Origin of the sequence: Nioella sp., assembly GCF_965215655.1 — a bacterium.
Classification (GTDB): Bacteria; Pseudomonadota; Alphaproteobacteria; order Rhodobacterales; family Rhodobacteraceae; genus Nioella.
In genome coordinates this window covers 3,929,608-3,949,997 of the sequence record NZ_OZ244111.1, presented here as the reverse complement: position 1 = coordinate 3,949,997, position 20,390 = coordinate 3,929,608, and the positions used below count along the sequence as shown (strand labels likewise).

Below are 20,390 nucleotides of genomic sequence, written 5' to 3'. Positions count from 1 at the left end.
GGGGCCCATGGACACGATCTTTGCGCTGGCCACGGCGCCGGGAAAGGCCGGCGTCGCCGTGATCCGTATTTCGGGTCCGGACGCGTTTGCCGTGGGTCAGGCACTGGCCGGGTCCGTTCCTGCACCCTCAGAGGCGCGTCTGCGTCGGTTGCGTGACGGGCAGGGTACTCATCTTGATGATGCGCTGGTTCTGGCCTTCCAGGCCCCGCACAGCTTCACCGGGGAGGATGTGATAGAGCTTCAGACCCATGGCAGCCCCGCGACGGTCAAGGCTGTTCTGGCGGCGATTTCCGGCACCGGACTGGCACGAATGGCGGAACCGGGGGAATTCACTCGCCGGGCGCTGGAGAACGACCGCATGGACCTGGCGCAGGTCGAGGGGTTGGCCGATCTGATCGACGCAGAAACAGAAGCGCAACGGGTGCAGGCCCTGCGGGTACTCTCTGGCAGTCTGGGTCAACTTGTAGAGGGGTGGCGCGAAAACCTGCTGCGAGCTGCGGCCTTGCTTGAGGTCACCATCGATTTTGCCGATGAGGAGGTGCCGGTTGATGTGACGCCGGAAGTGATGGCTCTGCTGACCCCGGTCATGGACGACCTGCGGCGCGAGATCGCCGGGGTGGATGTGGCAGAGCGCATTCGCGATGGGTTCGAGGTGGCCATTCTCGGTGTGCCGAATGCCGGGAAATCAACTCTTCTAAACGCCTTGGCGGGGCGAGAGGCCGCGATTACGTCGGACATTGCAGGCACCACCCGTGATGTGATCGAGGTGCGGATGGACCTTCGCGGCCTTCCTGTGACTGTTCTGGACACCGCCGGTCTGCGGGATGCTGGCGACGAGATCGAGCGCATCGGCATTGACCGTGCCCGCGCGAGGGCGGAAGCAGCCGATCTGCGCGTGTTCCTGAGATCCAGCCCGGATGAGCATCCGAACATAACCTTGGAGCCCGATGATATCGTCTTGCTTGGCAAGGCTGATCTTCACGGGACCGAAGGCATTTCAGGCACAACGGGGCAGGGTGTCTCCACGTTGATCGACCGGATCACGGATACACTGTCCAACCGCGCCGCCCGTCAGGCAACCGCCACGCATGCCCGTCATGCTGAAGCAATGAAGTCCGCTCTTGGGGCTTTGGAAGCGGGGCTGATTGAGGTAAAAGCCGGACCGGACCGGACCGAGCTGGCCGCAGAGAATCTGCGTACTGCCATCCGCCGCCTTGATTCGCTCATTGGGCGCATAGATGTGGAGATGGTACTGGGCGAGATCTTCTCGCGCTTCTGCCTCGGCAAATAGGAGTGTTTCACGTGAAACATCTGGATTTCGATGTGGTGGTGATTGGCGGCGGCCACGCCGGATCGGATGCGGCGCATGCGGCCGCACGTCGGGGCGTGCGTGTCGCTTTGCTGACGCTGCGCGCGGATACGATCGGGGTCATGTCCTGCAACCCGGCCATCGGGGGCTTGGGCAAAGGTCATCTGGTCCGAGAGATTGATGCTCTCGGCGGAGCCATGGGGCGGGTGGCCGATGCCTCTGGCATTCAGTTTCGCCTGCTGAACCGGCGAAAGGGGCCCGCAGTGCAGGGGCCGCGCACCCAATCCGACCGGAAACTCTATCGCCTTGCCATGCAGGCGGAGCTGGCCAGGTTGCCGAATCTTTCCGTTATCGAAGGCGAAGCGGCCGACCTGATGATGGATGGGGGCCGCATTGCTGGTGTCCGGTTGGAGGATGGCAGCGAGATCAGAGCGCGCGCTGTGGTTCTGACCACCGGCACCTTCCTGCGCGGCATCATCCATATCGGCGACAAGCAACGCCCGGGTGGGCGCATGGGCGATAAACCCTCCAACCTGCTGGCAGAACGCATCGATCAGTTTGGCCTGCCGCTCGGGCGCTTGAAAACCGGCACGCCACCGCGCCTGAACGGGAAAACGATCAACTGGGATATACTCGACAGCCAGCCAGCGGATGAAGATCCGGTGATGTTCTCGTTCCTGTCCGAAGGTCCGCAGGTGCGCCAGATTTCCTGCGGAATCACCCACACCAACGCAGCGACCCACCAGATCATCCGCGACAACCTCGACCGCTCCGCCATGTATGGAGGCCATATCGAGGGGATCGGCCCGCGATATTGCCCGTCTATTGAAGACAAGATCGTGCGGTTTGCCGACAAGGAGTCGCATCAAATCTTCCTCGAACCGGAGGGGCTGGAAGATGACACTGTTTATCCGAATGGCATCTCCACCTCTCTACCCGAAGAGGTGCAGCATGACTATGTGCACTCGATCCGTGGGCTGGAGCGGGCGGAAATCCTTCAGCCGGGCTACGCCATCGAATACGATTATGTCGATCCGCGCGCGCTGAGCCCGGTGTTGGAGGTCAAGGATGTGCCGGGCCTGTTCCTTGCTGGCCAGATCAACGGCACGACTGGGTATGAGGAAGCAGCGGCACAAGGTCTTGTAGCCGGGTTGAATGCCGCTCAACAAATCTTGGATCAGGAGCCGGTGACCTTCAGCCGAAGCGAGTCCTATATCGGTGTGATGATTGACGATCTGGTTACAAGGGGCGTCGCGGAACCTTACCGCATGTTCACCTCTCGGGCTGAGTTTCGCCTGACCCTGCGCGCCGACAACGCGGACCAGAGATTGACCCCCCGCGCGATGGAACTTGGCATTGCCAGCGACGCGCGGATTGCGGCCTTCGAGGACAAGATGGAACGGCTGGCCAAGGGCTATGACGTGATGCGTTCCCTCGACCTGACGCCGACAGAAGCGCGGAACAACGGCCTGAACGTGAACCAGGACGGCCAACGCCGGACCGCGTTATCGCTGTTGTCATTCCCCGATATCGCGATGGACGATCTTTCCGCCATCTGGACTGAAGTTGATGCGATAGACCAGGAGACGAAAGATCAGCTCAGCCGTGAGGCGCTTTATGCGAGCTATATTGAGCGTCAGAAATCCGATGTGGCGGCGCTGAAGCGGGACGAGGCACACAAGATTCCGGTGGAATTCAGCTATGAAGGCATTGACGGATTGTCGAATGAGTTGCGTGGCAAGCTGACAATGATCAAGCCGCAAACATTGGGGCAGGCCGGACGGATCGAGGGGATGACTCCGGCGGCGTTGACATTGCTCCTGACCAAGATCCGCCAACATGAACGGAAGCGCGCATGACCGAGCAAGAGGCCCGCGCACGGCTGCAGGCGGATGTTTCACGTGAAACATTTGAGCGGTTGGAGACCTATGCAGCCGCATTGATGAAGTGGCAGAAGGCCATCAACCTGGTGTCACCCGGCACGATCCCGGAGCTTTGGACGCGCCATTTCCTCGACTCGGCGCAGGTGTTCCATCTATGCCCGGCGAGAGAGGGGCTCTGGCTCGATATCGGATCGGGCGCGGGATTTCCGGGGCTTGTCTGTGCTGCAATCGCTGCGGAAAAAGCCCCTGATCTGCGCTTCACTTTCATCGAAAGCGATCTGCGCAAAGGGAGTTTTCTGCGAACCGTTGCAGCGGGAATGGGCCTGAAAATCGGCGTTCTGACGCGCCGTATCGAGGAAGCACCACCTCAAGATGCCGCAATACTCTCTGCCCGTGCCCTGGCCTCTTTGCCTAAACTGCTTGGGCACGCAGAACGGCATCTGTCGCCCAGTGGCACCGCCCTGTTCCTGAAAGGCGCGACACATGGGCAGGAAGTGGAAGAAGCGCTTGAGACATGGCGCATGACGATGGATTCTATCCCAAGCCAGACGGCCGATGGGGCCGTGATTCTGAAAATCGGAGATATTCGACGTGCCTGAGTCCCGGCGGCCCCGCTGCATAGCGATAGCGAATCAGAAAGGCGGGGTCGGAAAGACGACCACCGCAATCAATCTTGGCGCTGCTCTGGCTGCCGAAGGACAAAGGGTGTTGGTGATCGACCTGGACCCGCAGGGCAATGCGTCAACCGGTTTGGGAATCGACGTCGATCAGCGCGGGGTTACCACGTATGATCTGTTGATCGAACACATGCCACTGCGTGAAATCGTGTTGCCAACCGGTGTTGATAACTTGTGGATCGCGCCCTCGACAACCGATCTAAGCTCTGCCGATGTAGAGCTTGTGAGCAATGAAAACCGGGTTTTCCTTCTGAAGGATGCTCTGGCGCCCGCAATGGTGGCTGGGTTCGACATGATCCTGATGGATTGCCCGCCTTCGCTGAACCTTCTGACAGTCAACGCAATGGTAGCGGCAGATGCGGTTCTGGTGCCCCTGCAATCGGAGTTCTTTGCGTTGGAGGGTTTGTCTCAGCTCATGCTGACCATCCGGGAAGTGCGGCAGTCTGCCAATCCCGGTCTTCGGATTGAGGGCGTGGTGCTGACCATGTACGACATGCGTAACAACCTTTGTCGCCAGGTGGAGGAGGACGCCCGCGAGAACCTCGGGGACCTGGTGTATCAGACCCGAATCCCCCGAAATGTAAGGCTCAGCGAGGCACCATCTTACGCAATGTCGATCCTGCAATATGATCCGACCTCGCGCGGAAGCGAAGCCTATCGGGATCTCGCGCAGGAAGTGCTGGACCGTCAGTTGCAGCAGGCCTGAGAGGACAAAGACTATGACAACGAGAAAGAGCAGGGGCCTCGGACGCGGACTATCAGCGTTGATGGCGGATATAAACGAGCCCACAGAGCCAGTGAGCGCCGCTCCGGACGCGCCGCGCCGTCCCGATATGACCGTGCCAATCGAATCGGTGCGCCCTAACCCGGATCAGCCTCGTCGCGCTTTCACTCAGGAAGCATTGGAGGAGCTTTCCGCGTCCATTGCTGAAAAGGGGATCATCCAACCGCTGATCGTTCGGCCTGATCCTTCATCTGAGGGTCAGTTTCAGATCGTCGCCGGTGAACGGCGCTGGCGGGCCGCGCAAATGGCGCAACTGCATGAAGTGCCTGTCATCGTGCGCGATTTTGATGATACCGAGGTTCTGGAGGTCGCGATCATCGAGAATATCCAGCGGGCCGACCTGAACCCGGTGGAAGAAGCCATGGGCTATCGCCAGTTGATGGACCGCTTCAACCACACGCAGGAACGTCTGGCGACGGCAATGGGTAAAAGCCGGTCCCATATCGCGAACCTCATGCGTCTGCTTAGCCTGCCGGAGGAGGTTCAGGGCTATCTGCGGGATGGACAGCTTAGCGCGGGTCATGCGCGGGCTCTGGTCGGCAGCGAAGATGCGGTCATCATTGCGCGTGAGGTGATCAACAAGGGCCTGTCCGTGCGAGATGTTGAAAAGCGGATGCGCAAGCCGGCCACACCGACCGGTGGGGCAACCCGACAGCGCCCCGCCGGTGACAAGGATGCCGACACCAAGGCGCTCGAATCCGATTTGTCCGCAGCAGTTGGCCTGCCGGTCAGCATTGAGCATGACGCGGAGAGCGGGACCGGCAAGATTTCGATCAAATACGCGGATCTTGGCCAGCTGGACGATATCATCCAGATTCTGAACTCGGATGGCTAGGAAAGCAGCTCTCTGAGCAAACTGTTTAGGATGGGGCGACCAGCCTTGGTCGCCCTTATTTTGTTGGCATTTTCGGTCAGATACCCCATATCTTGTAGTCTCTCTCGTCGATCTCGTGGCAACTCAACGCCCGATAGGTCGCTGAATCGAGCGAGAGAGCTTCCCTCAGACAGCCTCAAACTCATCATCAGATACTCGATTGCCTGATCCAAGGGGCTGATCGCTTCCCTCAGGGATTCGCCATGCCCTTTGGTTTCAACCTGGGTCAGCCAGGTGGTGGGGGTCAGGGGGGTTTCGGTCGCGTATCGTGTGCCACCCATGGTCAACCGCCCATGTGCCCCGGGTCCGATCCCGATGTAATCGCCATAGCGCCAATAGATCAGGTTGTGCCGGCTCTCCGCCATGTCGCGCGCGTGGTTGGAGATCTCATAGGCGGGCATGCCAGCGGCCTCGGTGATCTCTTGCGTGATGTCATACATATCGGCGGCGTGATCATCCGTCGGCAAGCCGGGCAGGCGGCCGATGGCGTAGCGATCCCCGAAGGCGGTGCCTTCTTCGATGGTCAGTTGATAGAGCGAGAGGTGGTCAATCGCCATGTTTAGAGCCTGTTTCAGCTCCTTCGCCCAATTTTTCGGGGTCTGATGCTGGCGGGCATAGATCAGGTCAAAGCTGACCCGATCGAAGAGTTTTCGGGCGATGTCAAAGGCTTCACGTCCTTCTCTCGCGCTATGCATACGGCCTAGACGCTTCAGGTCATCGTCATTAAGCGCCTGAATTCCCATGGAAATACGATTGACGCCTGCATCGCGAAACCCCGCAAAGCGCCCGGCTTCGACCGACGTTGGGTTCGCCTCAAGCGTTACTTCAAAACTGTTGGACTGAGGCCAGGTTGCGCGGATTTCTTCTAGCACTGCATGAACAAGTTCCGGGTCCATGAGAGAGGGTGTGCCGCCCCCGAAGAACACAGTATCTAGTGTGCGCCCTTGGGTTATATAACCATATCTCCTCACTTCCGAGACATAGGCCGCCTTCCACCGGCTCTGATCAACCTGCGAGGCGACATGGCTGTTGAAGTCGCAATAGGGGCATTTTGCCAGGCAATAGGGCCAGTGCAGATAAAGCCCGAACCCGCCCTGTTGCCAGTCGTCACTTACCAAGGGCGGCCACCAGTTTGCGGAACGCATCGGCGCGGTGGCTGATCTGGTTTTTCTCCCACCGGTCCATTTCGCCGAAGGTGATGTCATAGTCCTGCGGCTGAAAGATCGGGTCGTAGCCATGACCCTGATCGCCGCGCATTGGCCAGACGACCGCGCCTTCCATCACGCCGGGGAAGACCTCGTCATGCCCATCGGGCCAGGCCAGAACCAGAGTGCAGCAGAACCGGGCAGTGCGGGGGGCTTTGGCGCCGACCTTCTCCAGTTCCTCATGGGTCCGGGTCATCGCCATCACGAAATCCCGCCCCGACGGCGTTTCTGCCCAATCGGCGGTGTAGACGCCCGGCGCGCCGCCAAGCGCGTCGATCTCGATACCGGAATCATCGGCCAAAGCGGGCAGGCCGGTGGCCTTCGCCGCCGCATGGGCCTTGATCCGGGCGTTTTCGACGAAGGTGGTCCCGGTTTCCTCTGGCTCGGGCAGCCCGTGTTCCTTGGCGGAGGTCACGGAAATGCCCAGAGGCTCCAGAAGATGCGCAATCTCCTCCAGCTTGCCCTGGTTATGGGTCGCAACAAGCAGGGTATCGCCGGTGAACTTGCGCATCAGGCCACGGCCGCTTTCTGGGCTGCGACCAGTTCGGCCACGCCCTTGTCGGCCAGGTCCATCAACTCGTTGAACTGATCGCGGCTGAAGGTGGCGCCCTCGGCACTGGCTTGCAGTTCGATCAGTTGACCCGCGCCGGTCATGACGAAATTGCCATCGGTCCCGGCCTCGGAATCTTCGTCATAATCCAGATCCAGCACCGGCTGACCGGCAAAGACGCCGCAGGACACGGCGGCCACATGATCCATGATCGGATCAGAGATCACATCGCCCGCTTTCATCAGCTTGTTCACCGCTAGGCGCAGCGCGACCCACCCGCCGGTGATCGCGGCGCAACGGGTGCCGCCATCGGCCTGGATGACGTCACAATCAACGGTGATCTGCCGTTCGCCAAGCGCCACGCGGTCAATTCCTGCCCGCAGGGAACGACCGATAAGTCGTTGAATTTCCTGGGTTCTGCCGGACTGCTTGCCAGCGGACGCCTCGCGCCGCATCCGCGTATGGGTGGCGCGCGGTAGCATGCCGTACTCCGCGGTGACCCAGCCAAGCCCGGTATTGCGCAGAAAGGGCGGAACGCGCTCTTCCAATGATGCGGTGCACAGCACATGGGTGTTGCCGACCTTGATCAGGCAAGAGCCCTCTGCATGGCGGGTCACGCCGGTTTCAATGGCAATCGGACGCATCTGGTCTAGGTTTCTGCCGGACGGGCGCATATCTATCTCCTGCATATCGCTTGGGCACGGGGATAGTCCCTAGCCCCTGCGACACGCAACCCCGATTGACCTTCTGCCGCTGCCGCTTCTTAATGATTCTGACCTGACAGCACCGAAAAAGATGCCGGAAACCACGAACATACTTGCCGAGATGAACGAACGCTCCCGCGAGGTCTTTCGCCGGGTGGTTGAAGGCTATCTGGAAACCGGCGCACCTATGGGGTCGCGCACGTTGACGCGGACGCTCTCTGAAAAGGTATCGGCGGCGACGATCCGCAATGTGATGCAGGACCTGGAGTTTTTGGGACTGCTTGACAGCCCGCATGTGTCTGCGGGTCGGATACCCACGGAACTGGGGCTGCGGATGTTCGTCGATGGCCTGCTGGAAGTCGGTGATCTGACCCTGGCCGACCGCGAGAAACTCGAGGCGACCGTTGGCGGCAACAACACTGACGTGGCGCAGAAGCTGGATTTATTGGGGTCGGCCTTGTCCGGTGTGACGCAGGGGGCGAGCCTTGTTCTGGCCCCCAAGCATGAGGCACCGATCAAGCATATCGAGTTCGTTCAACTGGCCTCCAACAAGGCACTGGTGGTGTTGGTGTTTGCTGATGGGCATGTAGAGAACCGGATTTTCACGCCGCCTCTGGGGCAAACACCAAGTTCCATGCGGGAAGCTGCAAACTTCCTGAATGCGCTGGCGGAAGGGAAGACCGTTACCGAGATCCGTCGCCTGATGGAAACCGAGATACGTGAGCGGCGGCAGGAGATTGATCAACTTGCACAGGAGCTGATCGAAAGCGGCGCCGCGATCTGGGAGAACGAGGGCGCCCGGACGGAGCGGCTGATTGTCCGGGGCCGGTCACATCTGCTGGAAACGGGGGGCGAATCCGAGGAGATGGAGCGCATCCGGACGCTGTTCGATGACCTCGAACGCAAGCGGGATATCACAGAATTTCTGGAACTGACTGAAGAAGGCGACGGTGTGCGCATTTTTATCGGGTCAGAGAACAAACTTTTCTCACTTTCGGGTTCCTCTCTGGTGGTTTCCCCATATATGAACGCTGATCGAAAGATCATCGGCGCGGTCGGTGTGATCGGGCCCACGCGGCTCAATTACGGCCGGATCGTTCCGATAGTGGATTACACGGCACAACTGGTCGGAAAGCTGATTTCGGACCAGGCATAAGAGGTTTGAGATGGCAGACCCCAAGGAAGAGACATTCCTGGACGACCCCGAAGCGCTTGAGGCCGAACTGGAGGCCGCGCTGCAACATGATGAGCAAGAAGAGGTTTCTGCCGAAGAGCTGGAGCTCGATGCCCTGCGCGCAGAGCGCGACGAGCTGAAGGACCGCTTGCTGCGGACGTTGGCGGAATCGGAAAACGTGCGCAAACGTGCGGATCGGGACCGGCGCGAGGCAGAGCATTACGGCAGCACAAGGCTGGCCCGCGATCTGCTGCCGGTCTATGACAACCTGCAGCGCGCGCTGGAAGCGGCTAACAAGGAAGAGAACGAGGTTGCAGCAGCCGTGATCGAAGGCGTCGAACTGACCCTGCGCGAATTGCTGAACGTCTTCTCGAAGCATGGGGTGACGCCGGTTGTTCCCGAAACTGGCGATGTCTTTAACCCCAATGAGCACGAGGCGATGTTTGAGGCCCCGGTTCCCGGCACCAAGGCGGGAGAGATCATTCAGGTGATGGCTGTCGGCTTCCTGCTGCATGACCGGCTTCTGCGTCCGGCGCAGGTTGGGGTGTCTTCCACTCCGGCGTCGTAGGGGCGGAGAGGGAGCGCAGCGGGTGCCAGCCCCCGCACCCCCGAGGTGTTTGGGCCAAGATGAAAGGGCGCGGTCAATTATAGACGAATTGTGCGTGTCTTAGTCCGTTTCGAGCGCCTTCAGCTCGTATATCAGGTCGAGCGCGTCCTTGGGTGTCAGCATGTCCGGGTGAATGTCTTTCAACCGGTCCGTGATTGGTGAAGGTTTCACAGGTTGCGGGGCCGGGGCGGGAGTGGCCGAGAAGAGCGGCAGGTCGTCGATAAGCGCCTTCTGACGGTCGCCGCCTTCCCGTTCGCCCTTCTCCAGCGCATCCAGAACATCATGGGCCCGGGCGACGACAGAGGGCGGCAGCCCCGCCAGTTTTGCCACTTGCACACCGTAGCTGCGGTCGGCGGCACCGGGGCGCACCTCGTGCAGGAAAATGACCTCTCCTTCCCATTCGCGGACGGCGACGGTGGCGTTCTTGACGCCTTCCATCCGGTCGGCAAGGCTGGTCATCTCGTGGTAATGTGTGGCGAAGAGGGCGCGGCAACGATTAACCTCGTGCAGGTGTTCCAAGGTGGCCCATGCGATGGAAAGACCGTCATAGGTGGCGGTGCCGCGGCCGATTTCATCGAGGATGACCAGCGCACGGTCATCGGCCTGGTTGAGGATCGCAGCGGTTTCGACCATCTCGACCATGAAGGTCGATCGTCCCCGCGCCAGATCGTCGGATGCGCCGACCCGGCTGAAGACCTGACTGACAAGGCCGATCTTTGCGGACCTCGCCGGCACGAAACTGCCCATCTGCGCAAGAATGGCTATCAGTGCGTTCTGGCGCAGATAGGTCGACTTACCGGCCATGTTTGGACCGGTCAGCAGGGTCAATGACGCGGCATTGCCCTCGGCGGTCAGATCGCAATCATTCGCAATGAACGGTTCGCCGTCCTTCTGCAACGCGTGTTCCACGACCGGGTGACGGCCGGCCTCGACGATGAAATCCCGGCTGTCGTCCATCTGGGGACGGACCCAGTTTTCGGACCGGGCGAGATGCGCGAGAGCGGCGGTCAGATCAATCTCGGACAAGGCTGCAGCCGCCGCGCCGATTTCCTCATTTCGGGTCAAAATCGCCTGTTTCAGAGACTGAAACAGGGCTTTCTCGATCTCCAGTGCCCGGTTGCCTGCGTTCAGGATCTTTGTTTCGATCTCTGACAATTCCACTGTTGTGAACCGCACCTGATTGGCCGTGGTCTGTCGGTGAATGAAGGTTTCGGACAGGGGTGGCGACAGCATCTTCTGCGCATGAGTCGCGGTGGTTTCGATGAAATACCCCAGCACGTTGTTGTGCTTGATCTTCAGCGACTGGACGCCGGTCTGCCTGGCATAGTCGGCCTGCATCTTCCCGATGATGCCGCGCCCCTCGTCGCGTAGCTGCCGCGTTTCGTCCAGGTCGTTATCGTAGCCCGGCGCTATGAACCCACCGTCGCGTGCAAGAAGGGGCGGATCTGCGATCAGAGCTGACTCGAGCTGATCTATCAGGTCCTCATGCCCGGAGAGCGCCCCAACGGCACGGGCAAGAGTTTCGGGCAGGCCTCGATCTTTCAGAGTTTGGTGCAGCTGAGCCGCCTCGGCCAGGCCGTTTCTGATGGCGGCCAGGTCTCGCGGACCGCCACGGTCGAGCCCGATACGTGACAAGGCGCGGTCCATGTCTGGCACCTTGCGAAGCGTTTCACGAAGGGTATCGCAAAGGCGCGAGTCATCTACACAAGTCTCCACCGACTCCAACCGGTCGGCAATTACGGGGATCTGGGTCGAGGGACTGGACAGGCGGTGTTCCAGCAAGCGCGCGCCGCCTGCGGTCAGGGTCTTGTCGATGGTGGCGAGAAGCGACCCGGAGCGCCCGCCATTCATGGAGGCTGTCAGTTCCAGATTGCGCCGGGTGGCCGCGTCGATCTGCATCATCCGCTGCGCCAAGGTTCGAGACGGCGGTCTGAGAAGTGGCAGTTTGCCTTTCTGAGTAATCTCCAGATAGTCGACAAGGGCACCCATCGCTGCCAGGTCAGGGCGGGAAAAAGCACCGAAGGATTCAAGCGATTTCACCCGAAACAGAGACTGAATCCGCCGTTCTGCCGCCCCGCTGTCAAAGCTGGAGGGTGACAGCGGGGTGACGGGTATCTCTGCCTCTTCGATCACTGACAGAACGTCGTCGCTGACACCATCCGCAACCAGAATTTCCCGAGGTGACAGCCGGGCAAGTTCCGGGGCAAGACGCACCAATGGGCAGGGCATCACGTGAAACGCACCTGTGGAAATATCGGTCCAGGCCAGCGCAGCCTCTCCCCTGATATCTGCATAGGCGGCGAGGTAATTATGGTGCCGTGCCTCCAGCAGAGTGTCTTCTGTCAGGGTGCCAGGCGTGACCAGACGAACCACCGCCCTGTGAACCACGGCTTTCGACCCACGCTTCTTCGCCTCTGCCGGGTCTTCCATCTGTTCGCAGACCGCAACGCGAAACCCCTTGCGGATCAGCGTCAGGAAATAGCCCTCGGCAGAATGCACGGGAACGCCACACATCGGAATGTCTTCGCCCAGATGTTTGCCGCGTTTCGTCAGCGCGATATCCAGCGCTTCGGCTGCCGCGACGGCATCGTCAAAAAACATCTCGTAAAAGTCGCCCATCCTGTAAAACAGCAGCGCGTCGCGGTGTTGCGCCTTGATCTCCAGGAATTGCGCCATCATCGGCGTCACTTGTGCGGTCATCGACATCCCCTTACCTGCGCCGCCACAGTACAAATTGCGCGGGCCGGGTAAAAGGCCGCAAAACTGCTTGGTTGTGACGTTGGGGCAATCGCCGTAAGACAATCTGGCTGGAAAAACGGAGACCGAGCGAAAATGTCGAACAAGACGAAAGTCACACGCGAAGAGGCGCTGGCCTATCACCTGGAACCGCGTCCGGGGAAAATCGACATTCAGGCCTCGACCTCGATGACCACGCAGCGCGACCTGAGCCTGGCCTATTCGCCCGGTGTGGCGGTCCCGTGCGAGGCCATCGCCGAGAACCCGGAACTCGCCTATGACTACACCACCAAGGGCAACATGGTGGCGGTGATTTCCAACGGCACGGCGGTTCTGGGTCTTGGGAACCTTGGCGCGCTCGCGTCCAAGCCGGTGATGGAGGGCAAGGCGGTGCTGTTCAAGCGCTTTGCTGACGTCAATTCCATTGATATCGAGCTGGACACAGAAGACCCGGAAGAATTCATCAAGGCAGTGCGCCTGATGGGGCCGAGTTTCGGCGGGATCAATCTTGAAGACATCAAGGCGCCGGAATGCTTCATCATTGAGCAGACGCTCAAGGAAGAGATGGATATTCCCGTCTTCCACGATGACCAGCACGGCACCGCGGTGATCTGTGCGGCGGGTCTGATCAACGCACTGCATCTGTCGAACAAGAAAATCGAGGATGTGAAGATCGTGCTGAATGGCGCGGGTGCGGCCGGAATTGCCTGTCTTGAGCTGTTGAAAGCCATGGGCGCGCGGCATGACAACTGCATCATGTGCGACACCAAGGGTGTGATCTACCAGGGCCGCACCGAGGGCATGAACCAGTGGAAATCGGCGCACGCGGTGAAGACCGAGGCGCGCACGCTGGAAGATGCGATGAAGGGCTGTGACGTGTTCCTTGGCGTGTCTGCCAAGGGCGCGGTGACTCAGGACATGGTTCTATCCATGGCCGACAACCCGGTGATCTTCGCCATGGCCAATCCTGATCCCGAGATTACCCCGGAAGAAGCGCATGAGGTGCGGGTGGATGCCATCGTGGCCACCGGTCGCAGCGACTATCCCAACCAGGTGAACAACGTTCTGGGCTTCCCCTATCTCTTCCGTGGGGCACTGGATATCCACGCTCGTGCCATCAATGACGAGATGAAGATCGCCTGTGCCGAGGCGCTGGCTGAATTGGCTCGTGAAGATGTGCCGGACGAAGTCGCCATGGCCTATGGCCGCAAGCTGTCCTTCGGGCGCGACTACATTATTCCCACGCCGTTCGATCCCCGGCTGATCTACACGATCCCCCCTGCGGTGGCAAAGGCCGGGATGGAAACCGGCGTGGCGCGGCGACCGATCATCGACCTCGATGCCTATGCACAGACCCTGAACGCGCGGATGGACCCGACGGCCTCTGTCCTGCGGGGGATCAACGCGCGGGCGCGTGCGGCGCAGGCCCGCATGATCTTTGCCGAGGGCGACGATGTGCGCGTGCTGCGCGCGGCGGTGGCCTATCAGCGTAACGGGATGGGCAAGGCCATCGTCGTCGGCCGCGATGCGGATGTGAAACAGAAGCTGGAAAGCGTGGGTCTGGGCGATGCGGCGCGCGAGTTGCAGATCGTGAACGCGGCCAATACGCCACATCTCGATACCTACAAATCCTTCCTTTACGACCGGTTGCAGCGCAAGGGCTTCGACCGCACCGATATTCACCGGCTGGCCGCCCGTGATCGGCATGTGTTCTCGTCCCTGATGCTGGCGCATGGGCATGGGGATGGGTTGGTGACGGGGGCCACCCGCAAATCGGCGCATGTGCTGGGACTGATCGGGCATGTCTTCGATGCGCGGGCGCAAGATGGGGCTGTTGGGGTCACGGTTCTGATGAACAAGGGCAAGATCGTGCTGATCGGCGATACGCTGGTCCACGAATGGCCCGAGGCCGAGGATCTGGCCCTGATCGCGCAGCGCGGTGCAACCGTGGCGCGCGGTCTGGGGATCGAACCGCGTGTGGCCTTCGTCAGTTTCTCGACCTACGGCTATCCGGTGTCGGAACGGGCCGAGAAGATGCACCTTGCGCCAGAGGTTCTGGACAAATGGGGCGTGGATTTCGAATACGATGGCGAAATGACCGTCGATGTGGCCCTGAACCGTGAAGTCATGGCGCAGTATCCGTTCACGCGCTTGTCCGGTCCTGCGAATGTTCTGGTGGTGCCGGCGCGGCATTCGGCGTCGATCTCGGTCAAGCTGATGCAGGAAATGGCTGGCGCGACCGTGATCGGTCCGATCCTGACCGGGCTGGAACATCCTGTGCAGATCTGTTCGACGGGCTCGACTGCCAACGACATCCTGAACATGGCCGCGATGGCTGCCAGCCGCATTGGTCACTGAATGGAAAAGGCCCGCGAGAGGTGATCTCGCGGGCCTCTTTCGTCTCTAAACCAAGCGAAATCAGCTCGTCATGCCGTCCCAGAAATTCTTGACCTTGTCGAAGAAGCCCGTGGCATTCGGGTTGTTCGACTTGGCGCAGGATTCTTCGAACTGGCGCAACAGCTCTTTCTGTTCGCTGGTCAGTTTCACCGGGGTTTCAACGGCCAGCTCGATATACATATCGCCCTGACCGGTGCCGCGCAGCGCGGGCATGCCCTTGGCGCGCAGGCGCATCTGACGCCCGGATTGGGACCCTTCGGGCACCTTCACGCGGCTGCGGCCACCGTCGATCGTGGGCACCTCGACCTCGCCACCCAGGGCGGCCTTGGTCATCGACACCGGCACGCGGCAGAACAGGTCCAGCCCGTCACGCTGGAAGATCGCGTGATCCTGCACCTCGATGAAGATATAAAGATCACCCGGAGGCCCGCCGCGCAGCCCGGCCTCACCCTCGCCTGACAGGCGAATGCGGGTGCCGGTTTCGACGCCGGCGGGGATGTTGACCGACAGCGCCTTTTCCTTCTCGGTCCGGCCTGATCCGCCGCAGACACGGCAGGGGTTTTTCACGATCTGACCAGCACCCGAACAGGTGGGGCAGGTGCGTTCAACGGTGAAGAAGCCCTGTTGCGCGCGTACCTTGCCCATGCCCGAACAGGTGGGACAGGTCTGGGGCTCGGCCCCGCCTTCCGCGCCGCTGCCGTTGCATTCACCGCAAGACACAGAGGTCGGGACGGTGATTGCCTTTTGCAGGCCCGCATAGGCCTCTTCCAGCGAGATCCTGAGGTTATAGCGCAGGTCGGATCCGCGCGTGGCCCTGTTGCGGGCACCACCACGCTGACCGCCCATGAAATCGCCGAACAGGTCTTCGAACACATCTGAAAAGGCACTGGCGAAATCGCCCTGGCCCCGGCCACCGCCCGCACGCGGGCCGCCGCCCATGCCGCCGTCGAATGCCGCGTGACCATAGCGGTCATAGGCGGCCTTCTTGTCGGCATCCTTCAACACTTCGTAGGCTTCGTTGACTTCCTTGAACTGAGCCTCGGCATCCGGATTGTCCGCGTTGCGGTCCGGGTGCAGTTCCTTGGCCTTCTTGCGGTAGGCCTTTTTCAGCTCGTCCGCCGAGGCCCCCTTGGAGGCCCCGAGAACCTCGTAATAGTCGCGTTTTGCCATTTGGATTGCTGCCTTCCTCAAACGCGCAGACCGGCCAAGGGGTGTCCTCAGCCGGTCGCACGTGGGTCAGTTCACGCGATCACGACCGACGGTCGTTGTCGAGGTCCTCGAAATCCGCGTCCACGATGTCGTCATCGACGCCGCCGGGTTCGTCCACACCGTCAGGCGCGTCTTCGCCAGCTTCCTCGGCCTGGGCCTTGTAGATGGCTTCACCCAGCTTCATTGCGGCTTCGGTCACGTTCTGGATGCCGCCCTTGATCTTGGCCGCGTCTTCGGAGTCCAGCGTTTCTTCCAGCGCCTTGATCGCCAGTTCGATGGCTTCGATGGTGGTCGGATCGACCTTGTCGCCATGTTCTTCCATCGACTTCTGGGTCGAGTGGATCAGGCTTTCAGCCTGGTTCTTCGCTTCGACCAGTTCCTTGCGGCTCTTGTCGGCCTCGGCGTTTTCCTCGGCTTCGCGCACCATGCGTTCGATATCGTCATCGGACAGGCCGCCGGATGCCTGGATGGTGATCTGCTGTTCCTTGCCGGTGCCCTTGTCCTTGGCGCCCACGGACACGATGCCGTTGGCGTCGATGTCGAAGGTCACCTCGATCTGCGGCATGCCGCGCGGTGCGGGCGGGATATTCTCAAGGTTGAACTGGCCCAGCATCTTGTTGTCTGCCGCCATTTCCCGTTCACCCTGGAACACGCGAATGGTCACTGCATTCTGGTTGTCTTCCGCGGTCGAGAAGATCTGCGACTTCTTGGTCGGGATCGTCGTGTTGCGGTCGATCAGGCGGGTGAAGACACCACCGAGCGTTTCGATGCCAAGCGAGAGGGGCGTCACATCCAGCAGAACCACGTCCTTGACGTCGCCTTGCAGAACACCGGCCTGAATCGCGGCACCTAGGGCCACGACTTCGTCGGGGTTCACACCCTTGTGCGGTTCTTTTCCGAAGAAGCTCGACACTTCCGAGATCACCTTGGGCATGCGGGTCATGCCGCCGACCAGGACGATTTCGTCGATCTCGCCCTTGGACAGGCCAGCATCCTTCAGCGCGGCCTGACAGGGCTTGAGCGACGCCTTGATCAGATCACCTACCAGCGATTCCAGCTTGGCGCGGGTCAACTTCATGACCATGTGCAGCGGCGTGCCGTCCTTGCCCATCGAGATAAAGGGCTGGTTGATTTCGGTCTGGGTGGCGGAGCTGAGTTCGATCTTGGCTTTCTCGGCGGCCTCTTTCAGGCGCTGGAGGGCCATCTTGTCCTTGGTCAGGTCGACGCCGTGTTCCTTTTTGAACTCGTCCGCCAAGTAGTTGACAATGCGCATGTCAAAGTCTTCACCGCCAAGGAAGGTGTCGCCGTTGGTGGATTTCACTTCGAAGAGGCCGTCGTCAATCTCCAGAATGGTGATGTCGAACGTACCGCCGCCAAGGTCATAGACCGCGATGGTTTTGCTGTCTTTCTTGTCCAGGCCATAGGCAAGGGCAGCCGCAGTCGGTTCGTTGATGATCCGCAGCACTTCGAGGCCCGCGATCTTGCCGGCGTCCTTGGTGGCCTGACGCTGGGCGTCGTTGAAATAGGCGGGCACGGTGATGACGGCCTGCGTCACTTCCTCACCGAGGTAGCTTTCGGCGGTTTCCTTCATCTTGCCCAGGATCAGCGCGGACACCTGGCTGGGGCTGTATTTCTCGCCCTTCACCTCGACCCAGGCGTCGCCATTGCCACCGTCCACGATGGCATAAGGCACCAGTTTCTTGTCCTTCTCGACCGCGGGGTCGCCCACGCGGCGGCCGATCAGGCGCTTGACGGCGAAGATGGTGTTGTCGGGGTTGGTGACGGCCTGCCGCTTTGCGGCCTGACCCACCAGCTTTTCGTCATCGGTGTAGCCGACGATCGAAGGGGTGGTGCGTGCGCCTTCCGAGTTTTCGATAACGCGGGGCTGCGATCCGTCCATGATGGCAACACAGGAGTTCGTGGTGCCGAGGTCGATACCAATCACTTTGGCCATGTCTTTGTCATTCCTTCTTCAAGGCGATGTTGCAGGGGGCGGGTCCGATTGCGGCCCCCGGCCCCTTATCCCAATTTGGCCGAGGAGTGCCCCGACCGAGCTTCGCAGGGTATATAAGTGGGGGTTCCGGTCGCTGCAAGCGTGGCAAAGCGTTGAAATGGACGGAATCTGACTCAGGTTCCATCCGTGGAAGAGTTTGAGAGAGGTGCGCCCATGAACAAGCTGCAGATTCAGGGCTTCGACATCTATCCCGACCACTTGTCGCCTGATGCGCAGGCGCAGATGGTGGCAGATATCCGCAAGGTTGTTCAATCGGCGCCGCTGTTTCACCCCGTAACGCCTCGCGGGCAGAAAATGTCGGTGCGCATGACGTCTGCGGGCCGGTTCGGCTGGGTCAGTGACAGGCGGGGCTATCGGTATGAGGCGACGCATCCGAACGGGATGGAGTGGCCCGCGATTCCGGGCAGCATTCTGGCCGTCTGGCAGGAATTGTCAGGGTCGGTGCGAAATCCCGATTGCTGCCTGATCAACTTTTACGGCGAAGGCACCCGCATGGGGCTGCATCAGGACAAGGATGAACAGGATTTCAGCCAGCCTGTCCTGTCCATCTCACTCGGGGATGAGGCGCTGTTTCGGATGGGCAATGTTGAGCGTGGCGGAGCGACCAGATCCGTCTGGCTGCGGTCCGGTGATGTGGTGGTGATGGGTGGCGAGGCGCGGCTGCGCCATCACGGGATCGACCGGATCAAGTTTGGCTCCTCCCCGCTCTTGCCGAACGGGGGAAGGATCAACCTGACCTTGCGGGTGGTCGATTAGCGCGACAGGGAACAGCAGCCTTCCAACAGCTCGGACCCCTGGGGGCTTGTGCGCAGGAAATGGGCGATGATGCCGTAGTCCCGATCACTCATGCCATCCGAACAGATGCCGCGGCGGATGAAGGCCGTCATCCTGGAATTTCCGCTGTCCAGAACCATGCCGAAAGCCTGCGGTCCTCTGGCAGAGGCGGTCCCGCTCCACAATTCTGCGAAGGGTTCTGGGGCGGCCATCGTCACGCTGTTGAAGTTGCCGCCACCGATCAAGCGCTCAAAGCTCCAGAACGGTTCGGTCCCGTGACAATAGAGCGGCGCGGGAAGGCCTGCGTTCCAGTCCGGCCCCATGCGGCTGAGAAACCGCATCGAGGACCAGCCGGATGTTTCGCCGATGATGACGCGTCCCCACCGGCGGTCCTCGGTGGTGCCCACAACCTCCACATGGGTTTGGTTCGGGGCGAAAGAGCCGATGATCTGATGGTTCACGCCGGGACCGGACCGAACGTTCAGCACGTCTGTCGCGGCGACACCAGTGACACGGTAAAGCGCGGGGTAATCATGCACTTGGGCAGCCACTGCATGGCCAAAAAACACAAGAAAGAGGGTCAAAAGAAGTTTTTTCATCGTCCTGCCGTCCAGCTCGCGGAAACCCGTTTCCGGGTATAGAAATCGCCCATGAGCCCCAGCATCACGAGGGCGATGGTGAAATAAATCGGGTAGTGCCAATTGGTGTGATGCGGGAAGTAATTATTGAAGGCAAAGCCGCGCGCCTGGTCGATCAGGTGGAACAGCGGGTTCCACGTGAACCAGGGCAGCATCATCGCCGGCAATGCGTTTGCAACGAACATCTTGCCGGAGGCGATCATGTTTGCACGGGTATAGACGCTTTGCAGGATCCCGATCAAATCAGGGAACCAGGGCTTGAGGTTCATGAAGATCAGCCCGACCGCGCAACCGGATGCCCATGACAGCAGATACATGAAGGTAACGCCCGACCAGTCATGAATGACCAGCCCGTCAAAGATCGTGTGAATCCCCAGCAGGATCACGCAGAGCGACAGCGTCTGGATATACAGTGCGGACAGGGCCGACGACACGATGGCCACGATCGTGTTCATCGGCGCGTGCAGCATCATGGCCGAGGTCGGACCCTCTGCCCCCATGACGGCACCAAGGGCCTTGATATGGGTCAGATAGAGGAAGATGCCGGTAACGAGGTAGATCAGGAAATCCCCCCGGATCATCATGCTGCGCGTGCCCAGAACCGTAAACATGAAGTAGAAGGCCACGACGAACAGGATCGCCTGAAGCATGCTCATGAGCAGGGCCATGATGGCATTGCCGTGCGACTGCCGGACCTTTCGAACCGTGGAGGTATATGTCAGCTCAGCCAGACTCAGCAGAATGGCGAAGGTCGATTTGCGTCTGGAATGACCGAACTGCATGCGTGTACCGAAATGTTGTCTGCCCGAACGCCAGGCCCCCCGTCTTTGTCGCAGGGATACCTTGCTCAATTCT

At 60.5% G+C, this 20,390-nt stretch carries 17 protein-coding genes; 9 read left to right on the top strand and 8 right to left on the bottom strand.

Features of this window, described 5'->3' with window-relative positions; genetic code table 11:
* Positions 1–7: 7 nt before the first annotated feature.
* From mnmE to ACOOEX_RS19600, 5 genes are all read left to right on the top strand, one after another.
* Positions 8–1,291 (top strand): tRNA uridine-5-carboxymethylaminomethyl(34) synthesis GTPase MnmE, encoded by a 1,284-nt coding sequence (gene mnmE, locus ACOOEX_RS19620; protein ID WP_420396404.1) that lies wholly within the window; start codon positions 8–10, stop codon positions 1,289–1,291.
* Positions 1,292–1,302: 11 nt separating this feature from the next.
* Positions 1,303–3,168: a tRNA uridine-5-carboxymethylaminomethyl(34) synthesis enzyme MnmG gene (mnmG, locus tag ACOOEX_RS19615; protein ID WP_420396403.1), complete on the top strand. Its 1,866-nt coding sequence runs from the start codon at positions 1,303–1,305 to the stop codon at positions 3,166–3,168.
* On the top strand, positions 3,165–3,791 hold the full coding sequence (rsmG, locus tag ACOOEX_RS19610; protein ID WP_420396402.1) for a 16S rRNA (guanine(527)-N(7))-methyltransferase RsmG: 627 nt from the start codon (positions 3,165–3,167) through the stop codon (positions 3,789–3,791). The genes mnmG and rsmG overlap by 4 nt, the downstream gene beginning before the upstream one ends.
* Complete coding sequence (locus ACOOEX_RS19605; RefSeq protein ID WP_420398394.1) at positions 3,775–4,575, top strand: ParA family protein; 801 nt, start codon at positions 3,775–3,777, stop codon at positions 4,573–4,575. Before rsmG ends, ACOOEX_RS19605 begins: the two co-directional genes overlap by 17 nt.
* A 61-nt stretch (positions 4,576–4,636) precedes the next feature.
* Positions 4,637–5,488: a ParB/RepB/Spo0J family partition protein gene (locus tag ACOOEX_RS19600; protein ID WP_420396401.1), complete on the top strand. Its 852-nt coding sequence runs from the start codon at positions 4,637–4,639 to the stop codon at positions 5,486–5,488.
* Here the strand turns inward: ACOOEX_RS19600 and hemW are convergent.
* Genes hemW through rph form a run of 3 tightly spaced genes read right to left on the bottom strand, consistent with a single transcriptional unit; the run spans position 5,485 to position 7,956 of the window.
* Positions 5,485–6,672, bottom strand: a complete 1,188-nt coding sequence (gene hemW, locus ACOOEX_RS19595; RefSeq protein WP_420396400.1) for a radical SAM family heme chaperone HemW — start codon at positions 6,670–6,672, stop codon at positions 5,485–5,487. The genes ACOOEX_RS19600 and hemW overlap by 4 nt on opposite strands.
* A complete protein-coding gene (rdgB, locus tag ACOOEX_RS19590) occupies positions 6,635–7,243 on the bottom strand; it encodes an RdgB/HAM1 family non-canonical purine NTP pyrophosphatase (protein ID WP_420396399.1) in 609 nt (202 codons plus the stop codon). The genes hemW and rdgB overlap by 38 nt, the downstream gene beginning before the upstream one ends.
* Positions 7,243–7,956, bottom strand: coding sequence for a ribonuclease PH (gene rph, locus ACOOEX_RS19585; RefSeq protein WP_071691706.1), 714 nt, complete (start codon positions 7,954–7,956; stop codon positions 7,243–7,245). Before rph ends, rdgB begins: the two co-directional genes overlap by 1 nt.
* A gap of 121 nt (positions 7,957–8,077) precedes the next feature.
* Between rph and hrcA the strand changes: the two genes are divergently transcribed.
* Together hrcA and ACOOEX_RS19575 are read left to right on the top strand one after the other, a co-directional pair.
* Complete coding sequence (gene hrcA / locus ACOOEX_RS19580) at positions 8,078–9,142, top strand: heat-inducible transcriptional repressor HrcA (protein WP_420396398.1); 1,065 nt, start codon at positions 8,078–8,080, stop codon at positions 9,140–9,142.
* Positions 9,143–9,152: 10 nt separating this feature from the next.
* Complete coding sequence (locus tag ACOOEX_RS19575) at positions 9,153–9,728, top strand: nucleotide exchange factor GrpE (protein ID WP_420396397.1); 576 nt, start codon at positions 9,153–9,155, stop codon at positions 9,726–9,728.
* Between the two features lie 99 nt (positions 9,729–9,827).
* Here ACOOEX_RS19575 and mutS read toward each other — a convergent pair whose 3' ends face one another.
* Positions 9,828–12,467, bottom strand: a complete 2,640-nt coding sequence (mutS, locus tag ACOOEX_RS19570) for a DNA mismatch repair protein MutS (protein WP_420396396.1) — start codon at positions 12,465–12,467, stop codon at positions 9,828–9,830.
* A gap of 132 nt (positions 12,468–12,599) precedes the next feature.
* Here mutS and ACOOEX_RS19565 point away from each other — a divergent pair, with 132 nt between their 5' ends.
* On the top strand, positions 12,600–14,861 hold the full coding sequence (locus ACOOEX_RS19565) for an NADP-dependent malic enzyme (RefSeq protein WP_420396395.1): 2,262 nt from the start codon (positions 12,600–12,602) through the stop codon (positions 14,859–14,861).
* A gap of 60 nt (positions 14,862–14,921) precedes the next feature.
* Here the strand turns inward: ACOOEX_RS19565 and dnaJ are convergent, their stop codons facing one another.
* Together dnaJ and dnaK are read right to left on the bottom strand one after the other, a co-directional pair.
* Positions 14,922–16,070: a molecular chaperone DnaJ gene (gene dnaJ, locus ACOOEX_RS19560; protein ID WP_420396394.1), complete on the bottom strand. Its 1,149-nt coding sequence runs from the start codon at positions 16,068–16,070 to the stop codon at positions 14,922–14,924.
* Positions 16,071–16,149: 79 nt separating this feature from the next.
* Entirely contained in the window at positions 16,150–18,063 is a 1,914-nt protein-coding gene (gene dnaK, locus ACOOEX_RS19555) for a molecular chaperone DnaK (RefSeq protein WP_306044432.1), read from the bottom strand.
* Positions 18,064–18,276: 213 nt separating this feature from the next.
* Between dnaK and ACOOEX_RS19550 the strand changes: the two genes are divergently transcribed.
* Positions 18,277–18,879, top strand: a complete 603-nt coding sequence (locus tag ACOOEX_RS19550) for an alpha-ketoglutarate-dependent dioxygenase AlkB family protein (protein WP_420396393.1) — start codon at positions 18,277–18,279, stop codon at positions 18,877–18,879.
* Here ACOOEX_RS19550 and ACOOEX_RS19545 read toward each other — a convergent pair.
* The gene (locus ACOOEX_RS19545) at positions 18,876–19,496 is read right to left on the bottom strand and encodes an SH3 domain-containing protein (protein ID WP_420396392.1); all 621 of its coding nucleotides are present in this window, start codon (positions 19,494–19,496) and stop codon (positions 18,876–18,878) included. The two genes, ACOOEX_RS19550 and ACOOEX_RS19545, sit on opposite strands and share 4 nt — an antisense overlap.
* Entirely contained in the window at positions 19,493–20,317 is an 825-nt protein-coding gene (locus ACOOEX_RS19540) for an ABC transporter permease (RefSeq protein WP_071691715.1), read from the bottom strand. The genes ACOOEX_RS19545 and ACOOEX_RS19540 overlap by 4 nt, the downstream gene beginning before the upstream one ends.
* Positions 20,318–20,390: the final 73 nt, after the last annotated feature.